This window comes from Desulfoscipio gibsoniae DSM 7213 (genome assembly GCF_000233715.2).
GTDB lineage: Bacteria > Bacillota > Desulfotomaculia > Desulfotomaculales > Desulfallaceae > Sporotomaculum > Sporotomaculum gibsoniae.
This window is the reverse complement of the sequence record NC_021184.1, coordinates 481,369-503,355: the sequence shown is the minus strand read 5'-3', so window position 1 is coordinate 503,355 and position 21,987 is coordinate 481,369. Positions and strand designations below refer to the sequence as shown.

Below are 21,987 nucleotides of genomic sequence, written 5' to 3'. Positions count from 1 at the left end.
TATATTTGAACAATCATGATAACTTCGGGAAGTGGAAAAAATGATTACCAACATTGAGCGTACGCTGGACGAGCAAAGAGCATTGGAACTAAAGAACTAAAGCAACAAGTGAAGTTGGCCCCCCCAAAAGACACGGTCACAGATTTAAAGCGAAAAATATAACCCGCCGTCAAATCCAGTATTACGGCGGGTTATTAATTGCTTATGATTATTTTTCAATAAATAAAGAGCAGTTGCCTTTGTACAGCTTTAACAGTAAAAATTTATTTGTTTTAATTCCTCTTCATCCACATCAAATACTAAATTATTATTGGGCAGCGGTTCGGTTCTAAAAAACCGGGGCAAGTCATTTTGCGTAATCCCAGCTGCATGATTAAACCTGGTTTCTATGCTTAAAATTTTATTGGCCATGGCCATTAAATCTTCAGGCACAGCTTGCCGGTCTCCGAAGCTGTTGAAAAGTGTTGTCATCACGGGCATGTTTTCCGGAAGCGGCCCGACGAAAATGCAGATACCAAGCATATCACAGACCATGGTCATAGTTTGCAGCTCCTGCGATAATTTAACCTGCCCATCGGGTTTGTGGCAATCCAGTCCTCCCCTGCCCGGCAAGGCATTGCCGGATGTGTGGTCTGCCCCCATGGTTGATGTGGCATAGGTCACCCCGGTTCCTTTTAGAGCCCTGGGGTCATAGGCCGACATGCCCTGGCCTTTAACTGCAGGAACCCTTTCCACCCCTAAAATCTTTCCTGTCACGGTTGCCCCCTGGCCTAAAACTTTGCCCAGCTGGGTGCCTTTGGCAACGGATTCAATAGCCTCACACATCATGGTATAATCACCAAAGGGCATTAGTCCGGCTTCCATGGTTACTCCCAAGGTTACACCCATTTCCATAGTATCTATGCCCAAATCATCACACAGCCGGTCCAGTTTGGCTATCTCGTCCAGGTTATTCAACCCGCAGTTGGAACCCAGCAACACAATGGTTTCAAACTCCAGGCCCGAGGTTACATAATTGCCATCCTCGTCGTGATAAACGTTCGAGCACCTGATGGCACATCCTCTGGAACAGGGATGGCCGGTGGCGCCGCCGCGCTCCTGGCATAATTCGTGCAGTCTCTCTCCGCAGAAATGCAGGGCTTCCTCATTGTGCCCCGTGGAAAAATTTCGGGTCGGTAAACCGCCCACTCCATTAACTGAGTTTACAAGAACCGCCGTACCATAGTTTCTCAGCGCTTTTTTTGATTCATTTAAAGACCGGGCAAATTCCATGGCAGATTCTTTGAATTGTCGAGCGTTGGCTGCTTCAACAAAAGGGTTGGCTGGTTTAGCTATCACAATTGCCTTAATGCCCTTGCTGGCCAGTACAGACCCCAGGCCACCCCGACCGGCATGCCGTGACGGTCTGCCTTCCATATCTGTGCCGGCAATTGACGCCACAGCTGCTCCCATTTCCCCCGCAGGGCCAACTGATAAAATGACATTCTGTGAACCATATTCTCTCTGCAGTTCTTCCACCACTGCATAGTTGCCCAAACCCCTTAAAGAGTTTTTATCTTCCAGCTTAATTTCATTTTGGCTAATAACCAGTATGCGGCATTTTTCCCGCTCCGGTTTACCTTCAAATATTAAAGCTGTAATGCCATGGCCGGCCAGATATTGCCCGGCCAGGCCACCAACGTTGCTTTCCTTGATGGTACCTGTGAGTGGGCTTTTCGCCCCCACGGAGAGCCGGCCGGAACATGGCGCGCTGGTGCCGGTAAGTAGGCCCGGGGCTAGAACCAGCTTGTTATCTGCCCCCAGGGCATACGCCCGGGGATGAACTTCCTTGCTTATAATGCTGGAAGTTAATCCTCTACCGCCCAGGTCGGCATATTCGGAGGCTGCTGCTGCTTCTGTAATTTCATTGGTCAGCGTATTAACTCTGATAAATTTCATTGCAAATCCCCTTAAATTATATTTGTCAGCCATTTATAAAACCCGCAGATATAATTCTTCTATATCAGCCAATGTACTCTGACGGGGGTTGACCATTATATTGCCGCTTTTCATGGCATCAATAGCCATATCATGAATGGTTTCACGGGAAACACCCAGCTCAGTCAGGTTTTTGGGTATACCCAATTCATTGGATAATTGTCTAATTTCATTAACTAAAACGTTAGGTGTAAAACCGTTAATCAATTTATTATCTTTAATGTAATTAAATATTTTGGCATACTTGCCATGGTCGGCCAGAGCATTATATTCCAAAACAACCGGCAGCAGCACAGCGTTGGCTACACCATGGGGGATATTAAAGAACCCGCCCAGCGGGTGTGCCATGGCATGTACGTTGCCCAGTCTGGCCCAGGAAAAGGCAATTCCTGCAAACATGCTTCCCAACAGCATACCTGAAGCAGCTTCGAGATTGGCCCGGTTGGCTACAAAGGTTCTAATGTATTTGCCGATTAGCTCCATCGCTTTTTCAGCCATGGCGTCGGAAAAGGGATAGGCTGCCTGGGATATATATGCTTCAACGGCATGGGTTAAGGCATCCAATCCGGTGGGCGCAGCCACCGTAGGAGGAAGGGTGGTGATCAGCTCCGGGTCCAGGATAGCCAGCTCAGGTATTATTGCATAGCTAAAGACAGTAAGCTTATAGTTTTTACTTTTGTCTGTAATCACGGCAAAGGGGGTAACTTCGCTGCCGGTACCGGCTGTGGTGGGTATGGCAATGATAGGCGCAACAGGCCCCTTTACTTTGTGACCGCCTTCATAGTCCTGAATTTTCCCGCCGCCGGTAACCAGTACCGCAATTGCTTTGGCCGTATCCATAGGACTGCCGCCCCCGAGGCATACGATAGCCTCCAGGGCGTTTTCCTTGTATAGCTGCACACCTTTGTCCACTGTTTCCGTGGAAGGGTTGGCCTCAATATCCAAGTAGGTTACATATTCCACACCGCCACTGCTTAATAAACCCTCCAACCGTTTAACCATCCCCACGGCTTCCAAACCACGGTCGGAGGCCAGAAGGACTTTGTTCAATCCCTTTGCTTTAAGTTCGCCGGAAAGTTTGGCCAAGCCTCCCTGTTCAAATAAAACCCTGCCTGGTATTATAAAACTATGCGAGTTAAAATTCACTGTAAAGCCCCCTTATGGTAATTTTTATACGTTGGCATTAGGTTCGGCATCTGCCGCTTTTTGCGCTACGTTAATTTTCTGAGTGCCTAGCCTCTCCACGACAAACCACAGTATAATTCCGGCTGCCAGGCCATAAGTAGCCCCTGCCACCGCCAAAATGGCGCCTATGACCCCTGCCACACCGCGCTCTTCATTTGTTTTAGTCATTTCCATGGCAATGTAGAAGCAGGCAAAGCCTTGAACCATAATAGTAAGAGCAATGGCTATGGGTAATATGGGTTTAAAAATGGCAACCAGTGGTAAATACATAACGCAGATAAATTTCATGATGTTAAAGGTGCCGGAACCACCGAATATGGAATCCATAGCTTGTCTACCTTGCTTATAGCGCTCGGCAATGGACACGGTCATCGCCGCCCAAAGGGGCCCGGCCAGGGTTACGGTGGGGGCAAATACACCTTCAATCATATTACGTACACCGCACAATATATTGGTACGGTTAGGGTTCATGTCTATATATTCGTCTTCCCTCTGTTCATTAGCCCTTTCAATTACCGTCTGGCCAATGATGATATCACCAAAGGCAATGATATACGCGACTATGGCCATTGGCAGGGCGGCTATAAACATTGATAACGTGGGAAATCCAATACCGAAACCTGAATAGGTGGCAAATACTTCTCCAAAACGCGGAATGAAAAAGCCCCACTGGTCTATCTTTGGTAGAGGTGCTTCACCCACGGCAAAGGCCACAAGCATCGCTCCAATAATACCGGGCACCATACCATACTTGGCAAAAACGGCTATTATTGAGCCGCCTTTGGCCTTCATTTCCTTAAAACCTTTGGCATATAGAAGAAAGAAGGCAATCATAATACCTACTGTTAATGAAATAGGAAACTTGGCAAAACCAATTCCACCAGCGGCCGCAGATAAAAAGCCGTATTTGCCCGTTACAGCGGCAATACCTGCACCTAAAACAACGCCTGCTTTTATAGAACCAGGCATAACGTCTAATATCTTTTTAGCTAAACCAGTTGTACCTAATAAAAGAAACAATAGGCCGACAGTAACCTGTAACGCTATAAGCGCCTCAATACGTTCCACGCCCATGGCATACTTGGATAAAAAAGCTACGGTCAGCGGAATAGCTGCGGTGATCCAGCCCGCTACAATGGGGTCACCAAAAATTTGGTGGATACAATAAGTTATTTCATGAAAGAGAACTATTGTTAAGGCTATCTCAAAAGGAATCCCAAACATATCCTGCAAAAACTGGGTTGCCGCCAAACCGGTAACAAACATAAATATGGCTTGAATAAGTTCCGGTACCTCAACCCCATAATGAACAAAGGGCAGCCTTATTTTGAAAATCCCAAGCGGTATATATGGTTGTTCCGCACCATGTTCACGCCTGGCACTCGGTAACATAATGGCCATATAACTATCCTCCCTTAAATTTTTGTCTATTGGCCAATAGCAAATAATTATAATCGCAAAATCCCTGCCAGAAGAAAATAATTTAAATTATAAGTAAATTCACTGTTTTAGCTATATTTAAAATCGAATAGCGATTCTCTTTAGAATCGCTATTCGAAAAAAATCGACAAAAATCCTTATAATGTGCTGGCCGCCAGCAATTGTGCCAAATTATATCAATGATTACTATTGGAATCGCCAATTACTGTGACCACCGCTTAGTATAAGTAACTTCGTATTTATTTGCTTTCTTCACCAGCGCTGATTGGCTAATTCCTAGATATTCAGCAGCTTTTCTGGTAGTTTTGTATTTTTTCAACGCATCGACAATAAGTGTCCTTTCCAATTCCGCCACGGCATCTTTTAATGAAGCAGTCCGCAGGTATTTGTGGCTGGCATTTATGCCTGTCATAAACGAGGGCAGGTCTTCAACTGAGATTACATCTTCATTAATGGTTACCATTAATCTTTCCAAGGTATTAATTAATTCCCTTACATTACCTGGCCAATCATATTCCAACAACAGATCCATTGCCCTGGGCGCAATGGATTTGCCCATGCCGTATTTTTTATTAAAAAGATTGAGATATGCAGCTATCAAAGCCAATATATCTTCTTTGCGATCCTTTAATGGTGGAATATTTACAGGCACTACATTTAACCGGTAGTAAAGGTCTTTACGGTACTGATTTTGCTGCACCATTTTTTCAAGATCCTTGTTAGTAGCGGATATGATTCTTACATTCACTTTAATTGGTTTAGTACCGCCAAGACGCGTAAATTCCCCTTCCTGTAGTACTCTTAGTAATTTAACCTGTAAACTCATAGGCAGGTCCGCAACTTCATCTAAAAACAATGTACCCTCATCGGCAATTTCAAAAAGCCCTGCTTTGCCTCCTTTTTTAGCCCCGCTAAAGGCACCCTCTTCATAACCAAATAATTCAGATTCCAGCAAATCAACAGGTATAGCCCCACAGTTTATTTTTATTAATGTTCCCTTTCTACCGGCCCGGGGACTGTTATCATGAATAAGTTGGGCGATAAGCTCTTTTCCCACCCCGGATTCCCCGGTTATTAAAACGGTAACATCTACTTTGGCCAGCCGGTAGGCCAGCTCCAAAACATTTTGCATTAATTTACTCTGGGCAATTATTCGGTGGTTTCCTTCATATTTTCTCTTTAACTGGGAAAGTTCTTTTTCAAAGTGGGCCTTTAATTTAAGGGATTGATCTAGTTTCTTATGCAAATTGTTCAATTCGGTCATATCACGAACGTTGGTAACCACCCTGACAATATCACCCTGGTTATTAACAATAGGAACCCCTGTAACTAAAATATCTTTACCTGTGCTAATGGTTTGTTTAATAGTTAAAGCCTTTTTCTCCTTTAAAATTTTAAAGGTAATGGATTCACTGATCAGTCCCTGGTTAACGATATCTTTCATATTTTCACCCACCAACTGTTCCAGGGAAAGACCGGTAATACGCTGATAGGCCTTGTTAACCCGCAGGGTTTTTCCCTTTCCGTCAGTAACATAAATACCATCATATGAATGATCAAATATGCCATTAAGCTCGGCCGCAAGTTCCTGAACAGTTTCCAGCTGATTCGAAACTTTTTCAAAATCAGATATATCCTGAAAAATGGAGGCCGCAGCAGCAACTTTTTGATTAACAATTATTGGTGTGTGGTTGGCCAGTATAAAAGTTTCACCCCATTTATACTTGATCCCTATGCGGGGTTTTTCGTACTGCAAGGCATAAATCAGTTCGGTCTTTGGCAGCACATCTAAAACAGGTTTTCCCATGGCATAGCTTCTTTTTATGTTGAAAATTTTACATGCTGCCTGGTTGAAATAAATTATTTTTTCTTCTTTATCTATGATCACCACACCATTATAAAGGGACTCTAAAAAATTAGATAATTTCAATTGATTAATTTCATTTTCAGGCAAACCGTTGTTTTCCAGCATCCCAAACACCTCGTTATGGCGCATTCTGATAAAAATAAGCATTTTGGTTTAGCTTCGAAAGCCCAACATACTATATTCTTGCGGAATGGTCTTTTACCTTTCGATGTGTCTTGAGAAAAAAAGCCATCATAGAGTTTCACCTTATTGAGATTAAAACCGTCCGCAAATATGATATTATTATAGTTGTTTTATAAGCAAACTACTTTAGGAAGTGATAATTTGGACACTTACAGTGACAATGTACACCGCATAAAGCTGGACGGCAGGGAAATAATTCTTATCGGCACCGCCCATGTCTCCAAAAGAAGCGCCGAGGAGGTTAAAGAGGTCATTGAACGGGAAAAACCCGATACAGTATGCGTGGAGCTATGCCAGCCTCGCTACCAGTCCGTAACTGATGCCGATAAGTGGAAAAACACAGACATTTTTAAGATTATTAAAGATGGCAAAGCAATGCTGCTGTTAATCAACTTAGTGCTTTCCTCCTACCAGAAAAGACTGGCCCGGCAGTTTGGCATTCAACCGGGTCAGGAAATGATTCAGGGTATTGCATCAGCTAATGACATAGGTGCGAACCTCTGTCTGGCCGACCGGGAAATTCATACCACCTTGCTGCGGTTATGGCGAGGGGTAAGCTTTTGGGGTAAAATTAAATTGTTTTTTCAAATCGTCTTGACTATGTTCGACACGGAAGATGTCAGCGAGGAAGAACTGGAAAAAATGAAAAGCCAGGATATGCTGACCGCGGCTTTAAACGAATTGTCCCAGGTTTCCCCCAAGTTTAAGTCTATATTGATCGATGAAAGGGATCAATACCTGGCCGAGAAGATTAAAACAGCTCCGGGGAACAAGGTGGTGGCTGTACTGGGGGCCGGCCATGTGCCGGGCATTAAAAAGGAACTGTATCACAAACACGACCTGGCCCAACTGTCCCAGGTTCCACCAACCTCCAAAATCATAAAAATCATAGCCTGGGGCATACCGCTTCTGATACTGGCGATCATTGCCTCCACATTCACTGTGGACAGGGCAGCGGGGGTTGACCAAATGGTAAGTTGGGTTCTCTGGAACGGCACCTTATCCGCGCTAGGTGCTTTAATCGCCTTCGCCCACCCCCTTGCCGTGCTGACAGCCTTTATTGCCTCACCCATCAGTTCCCTGAGTCCCATGCTGGCAGCGGGCTGGTTTGCCGGCATCACCGAGGCTTACATTAGAAAACCAAATGTTCAGGACTTTGAAAATATGTCCGAGGATATTTATTCCCTCAAGGGCTTCTGGCGCAATAAAGTCACCCATATTCTACTGGTGGTGGTGCTGGCCAACATTGGCAGCAGCATAGGCGCTTTTATCGGGGGAGCAGACGTGCTCAGGCGGTTTTTCAATGCTTTTTTTTAGTATTCCCGTAAACCAAGAGCGGGGCCAGTAAACGGCCCCGCTCTTGGTTTTTTTATTAATACCACAGTAATTTATGCATAAAACGCTTTTTATACTATATAGTCGTTTATTTAATTATGATATAATCAATCATAATAGTTAATTATAAATTTTATGGAGGTGGTCGCTTGCTCAGAAAATCCTTATTTAATGTAGTGCTGGCATTAGTTTTATGCTTCACTGTAGTTCTTGCCGCCGAAGCCGCACAGCCCACTGCAAAGGACCTGGTTATAGACAGCATCAAAAACTTTGACCTGGGTGTTGACAAAGGGTTTTATGAGAAGTCTCAGGACGAAACCAGTATTAAGATTACCGATTTTGACGGAAGCCTTGTAAAAGAGTTGGGCCATGTTAAAGGTGCTTCCATTGACCTTTTGTCACAACTGGACGCATCTAATAATGCAATTAAAATAAGCTATACCACAGACATTAAAGGTAATAAACACAACGGCCATATTTATTTAAAGGATGACAAGGTTATCTTAACGAAAGACTTCTTTTCCTTGCTGAAAGAATTGGGATTTGACGCCTTTAAGAATAACCCGTCTTTATTGGAACAAAGCAATGAATACCTGTATTCATCTAATGAACAGCTTAAAAGCGTCTGGGAACAGATGATCAGCTATCAAAACCAGCAGCTGCCAGGGGAATACAAAGAGCTATTGCTTTTCCTGGTGGAAGCCATACCGGATCAGTATTTTAACCTATCCAATAATAAGGTTACTTTGCAATTAGACCAGAACGGTGTTGAAGAATTTATATATAACCTGTTAGCAAAAGTAAAAGGTGAGCAAGAAAGAGTCGCCGATATAATCGTTAACTTAAACAAATATAATTTCGAACAGATGGGCATATCCCCGGAGCAAATGAAACAAGATATCATCTCTGGCATTGATAGTATGCCGGCTATATCCCGGGAGCAAATTAAGCTGTTTGGCAGCTTTGTAAAAGTCAATGATTTTACCTATGAAGTATCCCTTTTGCCCGGCGGGCCCAAAAACTTTAATATGGACCTGGGCTTCAAAGCTCCCGATGGCTCAGTTGAAGGACAACTCACTATTACTGTAAAAAGTGTCGGGACTAAAGACAACCTGGAAGGCTCTTACAATATTTCAGGTAACTTTAATGCCCTAAACGGTCCCCAGTTTGATTTTTCATTAGCTTGTTTGTATAATTACGAGGCAGAGATCGCTTATGCCGACACCACCGTCCAAGCGGGAGCGAAGGATAATACCACCGGAGAAGTGTTACTAAACTTTGGCGCCACAGCTAATTCCACCACCAAAGTAGATACTAACTTGGTGGTCAATGCCCCGGCATTGAATGCTGCCAACAGCACCGATATAACATCGTTAATCCCGGGCCCGCAACAGGAGATTATCGTTACACCACCCATTGTTGAGGAAGCCGAGTTAAAAGTAGTGGTCAACGGAAACACCCTAAAGACTGATGTGACCCCTTCTATTAAAGAGAACAAACTTATCATGGTACCGGCCAGAGCCGTTCTGGAGGCACTGGGCTGTGAGGTTAAGTGGATCAAGCCCAATGAGGTGCAGATCATCTACGGCGACAAAACTATTTTAGTAATAATTAATGAAACCACCTATACGGCCAATGGACTGGAAAAAGCTTTGAGTGTACCGGCTTACCTTGAAGCAGGTTATACCATGATTCCGGTAGACTTGATAATTGAGGAATTAGGGGCTAAAACTGAACTGGTCCATGGAACTGTGGTTATTACCAAATAACCGTAAAAAATAATGACAAACCCGCCGCAATGACAGTCCTGATAGTAATCAGCGGGGTGTACCAACCCCGCTGATTACTATTAACGTAACATCCCATCGCCAAACTAATTTTATTCTTCCTCACTATTCCAGGGCGGCAATTCTTTCCTTAGTGGTTTATCTTTTCTGTAGCCAAGAGCATATTCCGCCAGGATAATTTCCTGAATCTCGCTGGTACCGGTGTAAATCATCGCCCCTTTCGCATTACGCAAATACCTTTCTAATGGAAAGCTGTCAAGATAAGCTTGTGCTCCATGAATCTGCATAGCGTCAGCCGCCGCTTTAAATGCCATATCACAGGCATACAACTTGGCTAGAGCTGTTTCTTTAGTACAGTACCGTCCTTCATTTTTCAGCCAGCCAACTTTATGCACCAGCAATCTAGAAATCTCGGCACTGGAGTACATCTCCGAAATTTTGGACTGAATAAGCTGGAATTTTCCAATTGGTTGCCCAAAAGCATGTCTTTTTTGAGCGTATTTCACGCTAGCTTCCAGACAACCCTGAATCACCCCAACGGCCCCCGCTGCAGAGGAAAAGCGACCGTTATCAATACCGCTTAAAGCGATTGACATGCCTTCGCCTTCAAAACCCAGTCGGTTTTCGAGGGGAACCTGTACGTTGTCCAAAGATAATTGGCCAGTGTTAGCCAGCCGAACATACATTTTGCCATAAATATTTTCTGTTTGTACCCCGGCAAAACTGCGCTCGACAATAAAACAGGTTATTTTTTGTTTTTTGTCCGGGTCATCCATACGGGCAAAAACTAAAAATACATCGGCAATATCGATTAGGGCAACCCACATTTTAGTCCCGTTCAAGATGTAGTAATCACCCTCTTTACGAGCCGTGACCGTGAGGTTGCTAAGATCCGTTCCAGCCTGGCTTTCACTTAAAGCAAAAGCTCCGAATAATTGGCCTTTAGTAGCGGGGACCAGGTATTTACATTTTTGTTCCGTAGTACCCCACTGAAGCAGGGTCAAGGCAAAGGAGGCCACATGAGTGGTAATGGTCAACCTTGCTCCCGTGTCAACCTTCTCCAGTTCTTCACAGGTTATCGCAAGAGAGTTATAGTCAAAACCACTACCCCCATATCGCTTAGGGATACAAAGACCAAATATCCCCATTTGGCCCATCTTCGATAAAAAAGACCTGTTATAAGAGGCAAATTCGTCATTTTTTTGGACTTTAGGGGCAATCTCCTTTAGGGCAAACTCCCTCACCATTTCTTGTGTCATTTTTTGTTCTTTAGTAAACTCAAAATCCATTTTTTCCTCCACGCTATTGGAAAATAATTTATTTAATTTTAATACTAGGTATTCTTATTTACAACTATTTAAAGAGGATATGCATTTTGGCTAATAAAGCTTTTTAACCCCGAGGTTTTCCATAAATGTATCAATACGGGACATGGTCGCAACCTCGTCAAACTCGCGCTCGTCTCCCATGTTTCCCTCATAAGTCATAACTGGACAACCTGCTTTCATAAGACCGAGGCGGTTCTCCGCGACCCCCAGGGAAGTCCCCTCACAGCCGCGGTTGTAGTGCAGAATGATCCCATTTGCATTCCATTCATCGTAGATTCGTTTCATTATCTCTGTTTTATATTTGGGGTGATAAAAATGTTGCCATAGCGGCTTACTGAGGTTCCACTCAGCATTGATCCACAGCGCCTGCTCCCGTGTCTTAATCTCAATCCCATTCTCCATCGGGGTAGTACGGGCTCCCCAAGTGCCGTCCGGCTTATCCTCCCAGATCCCTCCCAGGCCAAAGGTATAGATCGAACCAATTGATACTGCCCCATAGCTTTCCAAATAGCGAAAAACCTTCAGGAAACCCCATGGTGGCTGACTATCAGAGATCAGGCGGCACTGCTCATTGCCCACAGCGGCTATCCCTCTGGCCACCCGGTCTTTCACTTCATCTAGCAACTCACGATAGAACTCTACATATTTTTCATTTGACTTTCCTAAGGTGCCAAAAACATAAAGTGTATACATTGACTTCTCATCGAGGGGGGCAGGCGTTGCCCTGTTCAAGGAGCAAATTTCCGCCCACAATGAGGTAGTCAAACATTCATTTTTAACTGCTTTGATATACTTCTCGTCATCAAACTTCCGCCCGGTGACCTTCTCCAGCCACTCAATTCCTTCTGACAGTTGGTCTACTATATACTTGATCTGGTGATCCTTTATAACATCGTAAGGACCTGCCGATACGTCAATGCTGAACATTGGAACATCAGGTTCCAGGTCGCGCACCACCTGATACAATTTGGAATGACCGCAGCAAATATGATCCTGCCAGATAAAGTCGGGTTTAGGGTAAGCGCCACCCCACAGGTATTTATCGAGCAGGATCGAACCAACGTAAATTCTCATATAGGCACAAAGATCCCGGGCGTAACCGGCCTTTTCCGTGGCTTCCATGCACTGTACGGCCAGTTCCTTGTTAGCAGCGATCGACGCTGCGTAAGGCTCACTGGTAATATTATATACGTCATCACCCAAACCCTGGGGAACGGCGTCAAAAGACCATGCGCCACCGGCCCAGCGAATGCCGCCATTTTTCTTTGCATCACGGTAGTTGAGGTAATACTCCTCACGTAGCTCTTTTGCTTTATTCCAACATTTCAGGGACTCAGTAGGATATTTTTGCTTCAAAGTAGCCATATGCCAATTCCTCCCTTGATAATGCTTAATTAGAATTTCTTAATTCAATCACTTAACCATCTAATGCCTTTTTTCTAGAAAAATCCTATTGTCCTAACATTTTTAGAAAAGCCTCTGCCCGAACCCGGAAAGGATTCAGCGGGTTAAGAGAGTCAAATTCCAGTAATAGAGTGGGTATTCCATTTTCCTCAAAAGCTTTTTTGAAAGCCGGAATGTCAAACTCATGAGAATCACAAAACTTTTGCTGCGCCAGAACTGCGCCTTTCACATTCCATTCCCTGGCTAACTCTAAAGCATTGGTTAACCTCTTTCTATCCGGCCAATCCTTTGAAGAACAGGGTGTGCGGTCGACGTAACGGGCAGCAATGGCCGCCAGACGGTCTTCCTGAGGTACTACTTGGTTCCAGAAGTAACGGCTTCCGGTGCAGTGATCTTCGATCACGAAGGTAGCTCCCAAGAGACCTTCAACCATACTGATAAATGCAGTATCGTCACCCTCGCTTCCAATGATCATTAACCGTTCACCCGTTTCACGGTTAAGGTTGTGGCCTGGGATTTCTTTTAATTTTTTTTCTAAAGCCCGATTGTGTTCACGCTTATCAGTCATCTGACCGGACACAACCATATACAGGGACTCCAGACCGGTAATCGGTGTTTCCGGTTGCTTTCTAAATTCATATAACTCCCGCATTAAACGACGGTTAGTATTCATCACTTCAATACCCTTATCCAGGTCGGCATTACTAATGGGTTTACCGGTCCAGTCTTCAATGGCCTTTTTGAAAAGAGCCAATTCTTCCCTTAAAAAGGAATAGGAGCTGGCACTTTGAACGTGTTGGGGCACAGGCAGGTAATAGCTGAAATCTATAGGTATATGTAAATCCCAGCTCGCAAACGTATTACGGATATGCAGGCAGGACTGAGCAATCACAATACCGTCCAGGTAGTCGTAACGCCCTTCGAGTCCCTGGGCCAGGCAGTCACGGCAGAAAGGACAGTACATATCGAAGATATGGGGTTCGGTTACATCCTGAGCTTCGTGGCTGCCCAAGATCCGTACAGGCAATATATCTGCGGCATAAAGGATTTCCTCTGGCACATAGGTACATAGATAACCCACTACCTTACCGCCCGTTTTCTTTTTCCACTCTTTAGCGTACTGGTGACGGTTTTCATACCAGTTCTTATAGACCTCCATAACCTCGTCCTCCTAATTAAATTGTAGTTTCTTATAAATCCAAAATTAAATGGTCCGGTACTTTACGCAATAAAATACAGTTGGATATCATCATGCCGCAGAGAAATAAACATTTGCCCTTTTGTAAAATATTTTATAAATTTAGAATATAGGCACTGCAAAATATGTACCAGTATAATAACAAGTTTCCCCCGATAAAAAGCAGTGATAATCTTTACTTTTTACAATGACTACCACCTTCCACATCCTTTGGGACAGGTAATTCCCGTTTGCTGGTCTAGCTTCTACTCTTAATTTTCGCAATTGCAGAGGACCACTGCAAAAATGCTAATTATTTCGCGGAAATCCCTAACCACGAAAAGCCGAATTCTAAATTTATACCTTGCTCTCTAAATTACTGGAATTTATTAAACAGGCTGTAAGTTTATTTATTGCATGAAACATGCCATAGACATAGTAACCATGCAAATAAAAAAACAAACATGATTAAATACTTTGTTGGCTACCGCATACATATCATCATCTGCCTTACCAAGCTAGTGCTGACACCATTAGTCTTATGACAAGATTTCCAGCACCAACCACTCCTCCCTAAGTGTCAATTAAGTAAATAATTAATAACGTATCAAGTTTTAATGAAAGGAATTCTTTAAGAAACTATTAGTAAATTTGCAGTAAACCGCTGCATATTTACTTTTTAGTAATTGATATTTATAAGTAAACAATGCAACTTATGGGTAACTAGTTAATAGTCAAAAGCATTTCGCCTATAAAATATGCTAACAACATGATATGGCTTTTGATAAAAACAATAAATCCTAACTGGCACAGATATTGCTTATTAAAAAGACAAACAATTTTGAATAAATAGTTTACTCTTGCAACATCTCAATATTTTTTATTGTAAGAGAATCAATCAAAAATTGAAAGTTAAATTTTGAATGAGGTTGTGGTTATCAGTGCTGCCGGCTAAATGGCCCGGCCTTCTATATTTGCTCCCGGCGGTACTGTTAATAAAAAGGAATAGTAATTCTTTTTAGTAAAAGTGGTATATTCAGAGTTCTAATTCAAACTAGAATAAAAGATACAAGAGGGGGTTTAAAATGAGGTACGCAGAGACAGGGTACCATTTAGAAATTGATCTATCCCGAGGAAACATTGAGAGAGTAGAAACCGACCTAAGATTAACCGAACTTTATCTTGGAGGGCTAGGCACTAACGCCAAGATATTATGGGATAGGGTTCCCCCTGAAGTTGAACCCTTTTCTCCTGATAATTTACTAATATTTAGCGCTGGTCTTTTATGTGGCACACCAGCTTTTTGTGCTAATCGCACCATTGTTTCTACCATTTCTCCTCAGACGCGGTTAATGGCCTTTTCAATGATGGGGGGATTTTGGGCACCAGAATTGAAGCGTGCCGGCTATGACAAAATAATCATTCGCGGCAAGTCCCCCCATCTGGTTTATTTGTGGATAAACAACGACAAAGTAGAGATACGTGATGCCCGTCATCTTCAGGGAAAAGGAACTATTGAAACTGCAGAACTTATTTGCAGGGAGATAAAGGAACCAGAGGCCCAGGTGGCTGCAATTGGCCTGGCCGGTGAAAATAGGGTTTATCACGCTTCCATCCAGGCAGGTAAGGGCAGCTGCAGCAGATTGGGAGTAGGCGCCATTATGGGAGATAAAAATTTAAAGGCGATAGCTGTTCGTGGAACAAAAGACATTCATATCGCCAGACCGGCTGAGTTTATGGAGCTTTGTAATGAATTGCTCAAATATATAGATCACCGGCTAAAAAATCCTCTCGATAAAGGGGTACCCACATCCCAACTTGCCACATTAGGAGTTCAAGAGTTTGCAGATCCTGATGAAGGATGGCACATGAGCATGTTTGCCGCGGGAAATGCCCGGTATAGGAGAAAAGACTTTTGGACCAAAGAAATCGCAGAAGAGTGGAAAAGGATTCATGAAGAACGGTTGGAACGGTTGGTAAGTTGTTATAACTGTCCAGTTAAATGCGGTGGACTAGTTTCTCACCCGGAGATTAAAAGAAGACATATGCTGAAATGTTCCCAGCACGTCAGGTATATAGCAGCAGCAAGGTCAGACAACTATAATTTTGGTTTTAAAATCTCTTGTCTTGGTGATGAGTATGGAATTGATGGGTTCTCGGCACCGACACTTATGGCTTTTGCCATTGAACTTTACGAGGATGGCATTTTGACCGACAAAGACATGCCGGGATTTCCTTCTAATGATGAGGACAGATTTTTCTATTTACTTGAAAAAATCGTTCGGAGAGAAGGAATAGGGGATATTTTGGCCAATGGCACATATGCGGCAGCCCGTCAAATCGGCGAAGGAGCAGAAGCGTACGATCATAATAGCATCAAAAAACATGAGCAGGCACCTCTTAAGCTGGGCATGATGAATCCCTTTTATTATCTTATGTATTGCACCGGTGAGAAGATTAATATCACCCAGATTGAAGGACAGTTCCCGCAGAACCCTCCGGAAACAAGGGAAGAACGGGAAGACTTTATAAAGGATTGGATCCAGGTTCCTAATGAAAGGATCAAGGAGTATTTTTTGAACTGGGAACCGCGCTCCTTTCCATATAACCCACCCATTCAAGCATGTTGCGAAATTGTTGACTGGATGGAGATGATGCACTATATCGATGACTGCACAGGCATTTGTACCCTTGTCTCATCCTTTGCTATGAAACCTCCCTACCATATACACAATTTCCCGCATATCATTTCAGCTGCAACTGGGTTAGATATTGATGAAGCCGAGCTGGTAAAGGTAACCAAGAGAACCCGAAATCTAGTTAGGGCCATCAATATAAGAAGAGGCATGAGGAAAGCTGATGAGAAGCCACCGGAAAACCATTGGAAGCATAGATTTCCCGAGCTTGAAGCCAAGCTTTTGGATGAGTATTACAAATTCAAGGGGTGGGATAATCAGGGTATTCCTACAAAAGAGTTTTTACATGAGTTGGGTATGGATTACGTTTTTGAAGATTTCGAAATGAGAGGAATCTATTCAGATAATGGTAATACACCTTCCGCAGAGATCTCTGCAGGAGAAAAGAAGGAGGTGTAAACATGAGTTGTGGTGATAAAAAAAAGAAAATCATTAAGACAATAAAAATTGATCCAGATAAATGCAATGGTTGTCGAGCATGTGAGATAATTTGCTCCGCATTTCATGCTACGCCAAAATATAGCAGTAATAATATAGCGAGGTCCCGAATCCGGGTAATTCGTGACCCACTAAAAGATATATATGTTCCTGTATATGCGGGCGAGATTGCTACTGCAGAATGTATGGGCAGGGACAAATATGTCATTGATGGAAAGGAATACGATGAGTGTGCTTTCTGCAGAGCATCTTGCCCATCGAGAAACATTTTCAAAGAACCCGATTCCGGCCTCCCCCTTAAATGCGATATGTGTGAAGACGATCCGCCCCAAAAAGAGCCCTTGTGTGTTCAGTGGTGCTTAGCCGAAGCACTGACTTACGAAGAAAGAGAAGAGGAAGTCGAGGAAGAAGAAGCAAATATGAGCGATATGGAGACAGGGTTGCAATCATTGGTAGACAAATATGGCTTACAGAACCTAGTGGATACCATCATTCGAATGTCGCGGAAGGACTAAGAGATTATAGTTGAAATTTTTTCGAAAGGCTTGTATTTGGCCTGAACCAGTGTTATATTCATTTGTTTTTGGGTATTAATTTTTAGGGATCATGTGGCAGGTGCTAGCTGCCACATGATCTTTTTTGTATCCTTTTTCCGGTTATATTCCATTTTGTTTATCATCGTAGCTGCTGCTAAACAATTTTGCTGATCCCTCCGATCTCTTCCTAAAAGCAGACTTTATAATAACCATTTGCTTTAGAAACAACCTTCCCCTGACTTATCAGACGCTCCAAATGTTTTTCCAGCATAACCTGTTCAAAAAAGCGAGCAATCTCCTCAGGTTCTGAAAACCGCTTACTAATTAGTTTCATATTCACAAGTTCTGTCATGCTTTTCTCAGCTGACAGAGCATTTAATATACGCTCGTCACGTTTCTCAATTATCTCTTCGTATACTTTAACTCTCTCGGGAATCCGGTCAACAATAATACCGGTATGGCTCGTAACCAAAACTCTCGGATTAAAATTGGCTACTTTACGAATGGAAACAATAAAATCCTCCAAGTCAGAACGCGCATTTCCGTACCATGGCCCGAACGGGGATAGGTCAATATCACTGCTAAATAAGATTCCCTCATCTGATTGGTAAAAACCTATATGACCCGGTGTGTGTCCGGGGAGGTGGACAACCTGGAGAGAAATACCACCGAAATCCAATAATTCCCCATCGGACAACACCCGAGCTACGTGCCTTTTCGCAAAACGACCGGGGAATTGATCTTCCAGCGAAATCCGGTTTTCAATCCTATTTAATCCTGTATAGGTTAAAAAAACTTCCCTCGAAAACAAAGCCGGAGCATCCAAATGGTGGGCCCAAATTTTTGCATTAGGAAACAACCGGTTGCCGTAAGTATGATCCGGATGGTAGTGGGTATTAATAATCACATCTACATTACCAAAAGCTTGAATAGGCTCCAACCTGCTCCGGCCAAAACTGCTGTCTATCAAGACTTTGATATCGGCATTAACTAGCAACCCGTGACAAAAGGGAAACATACCTTTCCGTTCTCCAGCTATAAAATAGAGCTTTTCCGTAAGTTTGATTAACATTAAAAAAACCTTCTTCCGGGATGGCTATGGTTATCCCCTTTTGAAAAGACCCGGGATATAATTAAGCCCTTTCCTAAACTAATTTAAGGAATCAAACCAAGCATCTTCCACCATGGTAAACTCACAACTATAGCTATAATGTTAATTAGCATATACGCTATAGACATCTTGGCGGCCTGGGATTGTTTTATAAACTCGTTACCTGTTGCCGACATAGCAGCAATGTGAGTTGTGTTCTGGTATTTCACCGTCCATACATTTGCGCTAGTTAGAATGATTAGGCCCACAATCCATGGATTAACTCCAACCTGCAAAGCAAATGGTGTTAACATAACGGTAAAAATCATAACAGTAGATGACTGTGCGACCAAAACAAATCGTATTAGGTATATGGCAATTGCTAATAATGGAGCAAAAATAAACATATTGCCAATAAGTGGAGTAATTACAGGCCCTAGAACTGTTCCCATCCAAGTATCAATTTCAAGGAAGGTAATCACACTGCCCAAAGCCATTACTCCGCCAATAAACACAATCATTTCCCAGGGAATCTTTGTACGAAAATCCGAAGTACTTAATATCTTGAACACAAACAATGCAACTAATGCCAGTAAAGCAACCTGTGCAGCTGTAAGATGATGTATTTTTTCAGTCATCCATAGCAACAAGCAACATGCTACTATTACTGCAATAATCTTTTCGTCCCTATTCATAGGACCAAGTTCCTTAAGTTGAGTTATAAAATATTCTTTTGATAGCTCTTGTTTTTGCTCAGGTTTATAAAGAAACTGTATAGCTAAATAGCTGCCAATAAAGACAGCTATCCCCCAGGGGAGAGCAGACCATAACCAATTTACCCAAGTAAATTGCGCCTGAATTTCAGTGGGAAGACAACTTCTCATTATAATAGAAAATATACCTGCCGTAAGAAATAAAGGGAACATAGTCACAAAACCTTGATACATAGCGGCATATAAACCAGCAGCCCCGGCGCTTTTTTCCTCATATTCCATCCTATCACCAATTGCTTTGGTGAGCTGTGATGCAAAAACGGCTTTTGCAGTTACGGAGGGAATAGCCGGAGAAATAATTGTACCTGCACTTAATAATGCTAGGGTCTGGCCTTTAAAAGTAGGCGGAAAGACTTTCATTACGTTAAGTGCCACCCGTTTTAGCAACCCGGCTTTTTGAGCAGCGATACCTATAGCAAAGGCAGGAATTAGTAACCATGGAGTATCTGTGCTATATGCTGCAAAAGCTTTCTGAAAGGGAACGGCGCCAACAATAACCCACAAAGTACACATTAATATTCCTGTTACGTGTTCTGGTAAAATATTAAAAACCCAAAATAAGATTGCCCCTAACATAATACCCAACGCATGCATGGCTTGCACCGATAGTCCATCTGGAGGAGGTATTAGCGCTATAGCTATACCAGCAATCACTGACAATAAGGCACAGACAAGTTTCAAATTTGGAGGCCCCTGTTTAGTCGGGGTTTTTACCTTGGTTGACGTTCCAGTCCCACTCATTTAAATTATTCCTCCTTATATTTTGTAATATTTAGACAATACTTAATATTTAGACCGTTCCCCTTATACGGCAAAAGATTAATTATATAAAAATTGTTGGGACTTAAAAGTGTAGTGAGATTAAGATTTGGTCAGGTGGATGGAATAACGTCTCTGCTGACTAGTGCGCTGTCCCCAACACCGCACCGCCCGGCACCGGTCTTACGCACTAGGCGGGCGGCATAGGTCAGGGATTTCAAAGATTGTAACAGATGCCAAAGCATGTCTAATAATTACCAATAAACCATTACCAAAATTAAGAAAAGCAGTGATTATCGAATATATATCAATTCAGCTTGTTTTACGCATTTTTGGAGTAATAATTTCGCAATTCAAATTTAAGAATCTTTCCGCTTGGGTTCCTGGGTAACTCTTTAATAAAATCAACGGATTTCGGAACTTTGTACCTCGCTATCTTTCCCTTGCAAAACTGAATGATTTCTTCAGCAGTTGCCTCATACCCCTCCTTAAGACAAACCACAGCCTTTACTGCTTCTATCCAACGGGGATCCGGCACACCTATGACTGCTGCCTCCTTAATTGCAGGGTGTTCGTAGAGTGCAGCTTCCACCTCCGCCGGGTAAACGTTTTCTCCGCCGGTGATAATCATGTCCTTGAGTCTATCTACAATGTATATATATCCTTCCTCGTCTATTGTGGCGGCATCACCAGTATAGATCCAGCCATCTCTCAATACCTTGGCAGTTTCCTCTGGATTTTTCCAGTATCCTTTCATTACATGCTCGCCTCTGGTAATAATTTCCCCCACCTCGCCCGGGGCAACATCTTCTCCTGCGCCGTTTATTACTCTGACTTCCATACCAAAGACTTCCTTGCCAACAGATCTATATAATTTTGATCCTGGTTCTACATTCTCCAGTTCTTCTCTAGTTAAAGCAGTAACTGTTCCTGTAGTTTCAGTAAGTCCCAGGGCAGTACTAAAAATTTTACCAAATTCTTCAACACACTTTACCCAAATTGCCGGAGGCATTGGACCACCGGCGAATCCAATTTTCTTAAGACTTGATAGATCAAATTTATCTTTATCCGGATACTGTAAGTATTCATTGAGCATAGGGGTAACAATCTTCCCTGCAGAAATACGTTCCTCTTCGATAGCTCGACAGAATTCCACTATATCCCACTTTTTTAATATAACGATAGTACATCCTCTCCAATAGTATGCATAAATAGGTACAGTAGCAAACGAATGATAACATGGTGTGACGATTACCCCTATATCGTGAAACCGGAAATCTGTAGTTATTACTTGCGCCCTGGCACAAGCATAGTAATTTCGGTGGGTCTGCATAACTCCTTTAGGGATACCTGTGGTACCACTTGTATATTGGATAACCGCTGTTTCATCTTCATCCGGCTCCCCCATTCCCGGATCCTGGCAAGAGCTTTTTGCCAGTAAATCTTCGTATTGCTGCCACCCCTCGGGTACCTTGGACTGATCTCCGACAGTAAATATATAATTAGTTACAGTATTTAACTCTGGAGCTATAGACATAATGGTTGACTGAAATTCCTCACTAACAAGAAGCACTTTTATTTCCGAATCATTAATTATCCGGACCAATTCCGGACCCGCCAGCCTAAAGTTAAGTGGAACATAAATCATTCTGTTACATGGGATGCCTAACATTAGCTCTATACAAACATAATCATTCATCGCAATATAGCCTATCCTGTCACCCAAGCTACACCCCATATTAACTAAGGCATTTCCTAATTGATTTATCCGCTCTCCTAATTGTTTAAAAGTTCTTCTTACCCCATTAAAACGGTCTACATAGGCAATTTTCTCAGGGTATAATTTTGCATTCCTCTTCACTATTGATTTAGCAGTCGCAAATGAAGCCATAATAATCCCCCTTATCTATAAGTTATAAAATAATTAAATTAGCTAAATAGTTACAGGTAAGTAACACCGATCACGTTACCGCAAAAAGGATATGGCGGTTGTAATTTTTTCTTAAACCTTT

General features: G+C 42.8%; 14 protein-coding genes. 4 read left to right on the top strand and 10 right to left on the bottom strand.

Annotated elements, in window-relative coordinates; genetic code table 11:
- Positions 1-249: 249 nt before the first annotated feature.
- From DESGI_RS02500 to DESGI_RS02485, 4 genes are all read right to left on the bottom strand, one after another.
- Complete coding sequence (locus DESGI_RS02500) at positions 250-1,938, bottom strand: aldehyde ferredoxin oxidoreductase C-terminal domain-containing protein (RefSeq protein ID WP_006523453.1); 1,689 nt, start codon at positions 1,936-1,938, stop codon at positions 250-252.
- A 33-nt stretch (positions 1,939-1,971) separates the two neighbouring features.
- Positions 1,972-3,123, bottom strand: coding sequence for an iron-containing alcohol dehydrogenase (locus DESGI_RS02495; RefSeq protein WP_006523454.1), 1,152 nt, complete (start codon positions 3,121-3,123; stop codon positions 1,972-1,974).
- Between the two features lie 24 nt (positions 3,124-3,147).
- On the bottom strand, positions 3,148-4,563 hold the full coding sequence (locus DESGI_RS02490) for a solute carrier family 23 protein (RefSeq protein ID WP_006523455.1): 1,416 nt from the start codon (positions 4,561-4,563) through the stop codon (positions 3,148-3,150).
- Positions 4,564-4,804: 241 nt separating this feature from the next.
- Complete coding sequence (locus DESGI_RS02485) at positions 4,805-6,574, bottom strand: sigma 54-interacting transcriptional regulator (protein ID WP_006523456.1); 1,770 nt, start codon at positions 6,572-6,574, stop codon at positions 4,805-4,807.
- A 219-nt stretch (positions 6,575-6,793) separates the two neighbouring features.
- Between DESGI_RS02485 and DESGI_RS02480 the strand changes: the two genes are divergently transcribed.
- Together DESGI_RS02480 and DESGI_RS22830 are read left to right on the top strand one after the other, a co-directional pair.
- Positions 6,794-7,969: a TraB/GumN family protein gene (locus tag DESGI_RS02480; RefSeq protein ID WP_006523457.1), complete on the top strand. Its 1,176-nt coding sequence runs from the start codon at positions 6,794-6,796 to the stop codon at positions 7,967-7,969.
- A gap of 167 nt (positions 7,970-8,136) precedes the next feature.
- Positions 8,137-9,756 (top strand): copper amine oxidase N-terminal domain-containing protein, encoded by a 1,620-nt coding sequence (locus tag DESGI_RS22830; protein WP_006523458.1) that lies wholly within the window; start codon positions 8,137-8,139, stop codon positions 9,754-9,756.
- A 110-nt stretch (positions 9,757-9,866) separates the two neighbouring features.
- Here the strand turns inward: DESGI_RS22830 and DESGI_RS02470 are convergent, their stop codons facing one another.
- From DESGI_RS02470 to bzdN, 3 genes are all read right to left on the bottom strand, one after another.
- The gene (locus tag DESGI_RS02470) at positions 9,867-11,063 is read right to left on the bottom strand and encodes an acyl-CoA dehydrogenase family protein (protein WP_006523459.1); all 1,197 of its coding nucleotides are present in this window, start codon (positions 11,061-11,063) and stop codon (positions 9,867-9,869) included.
- Between the two features lie 90 nt (positions 11,064-11,153).
- Complete coding sequence (gene bzdO, locus DESGI_RS02465) at positions 11,154-12,467, bottom strand: benzoyl-CoA reductase, bzd-type, subunit O (RefSeq protein WP_006523460.1); 1,314 nt, start codon at positions 12,465-12,467, stop codon at positions 11,154-11,156.
- Between the two features lie 85 nt (positions 12,468-12,552).
- Positions 12,553-13,665, bottom strand: a complete 1,113-nt coding sequence (gene bzdN, locus DESGI_RS02460; RefSeq protein ID WP_006523461.1) for a benzoyl-CoA reductase, bzd-type, subunit N — start codon at positions 13,663-13,665, stop codon at positions 12,553-12,555.
- Positions 13,666-14,768: 1,103 nt separating this feature from the next.
- Here bzdN and DESGI_RS02455 point away from each other — a divergent pair.
- A complete protein-coding gene (locus tag DESGI_RS02455; RefSeq protein ID WP_006523462.1) occupies positions 14,769-16,778 on the top strand; it encodes an aldehyde ferredoxin oxidoreductase N-terminal domain-containing protein in 2,010 nt (669 codons plus the stop codon).
- A 2-nt stretch (positions 16,779-16,780) separates the two neighbouring features.
- The gene (locus DESGI_RS02450; protein ID WP_006523463.1) at positions 16,781-17,332 is read left to right on the top strand and encodes a 4Fe-4S dicluster domain-containing protein; all 552 of its coding nucleotides are present in this window, start codon (positions 16,781-16,783) and stop codon (positions 17,330-17,332) included.
- 208 nt (positions 17,333-17,540) lie between these two features.
- On the opposite strand, the gene DESGI_RS02445 is transcribed toward DESGI_RS02450, so the two are convergent.
- From DESGI_RS02445 to DESGI_RS02435, 3 genes are all read right to left on the bottom strand, one after another.
- Positions 17,541-18,425: an MBL fold metallo-hydrolase gene (locus tag DESGI_RS02445; protein ID WP_006523464.1), complete on the bottom strand. Its 885-nt coding sequence runs from the start codon at positions 18,423-18,425 to the stop codon at positions 17,541-17,543.
- A gap of 83 nt (positions 18,426-18,508) precedes the next feature.
- Positions 18,509-19,957, bottom strand: coding sequence for an SLC13 family permease (locus DESGI_RS02440; RefSeq protein ID WP_006523465.1), 1,449 nt, complete (start codon positions 19,955-19,957; stop codon positions 18,509-18,511).
- Positions 19,958-20,297: 340 nt separating this feature from the next.
- Positions 20,298-21,866, bottom strand: a complete 1,569-nt coding sequence (locus tag DESGI_RS02435; protein ID WP_006523466.1) for a long-chain-fatty-acid--CoA ligase — start codon at positions 21,864-21,866, stop codon at positions 20,298-20,300.
- Between the last annotated feature and the right edge of the window lie 121 nt (positions 21,867-21,987).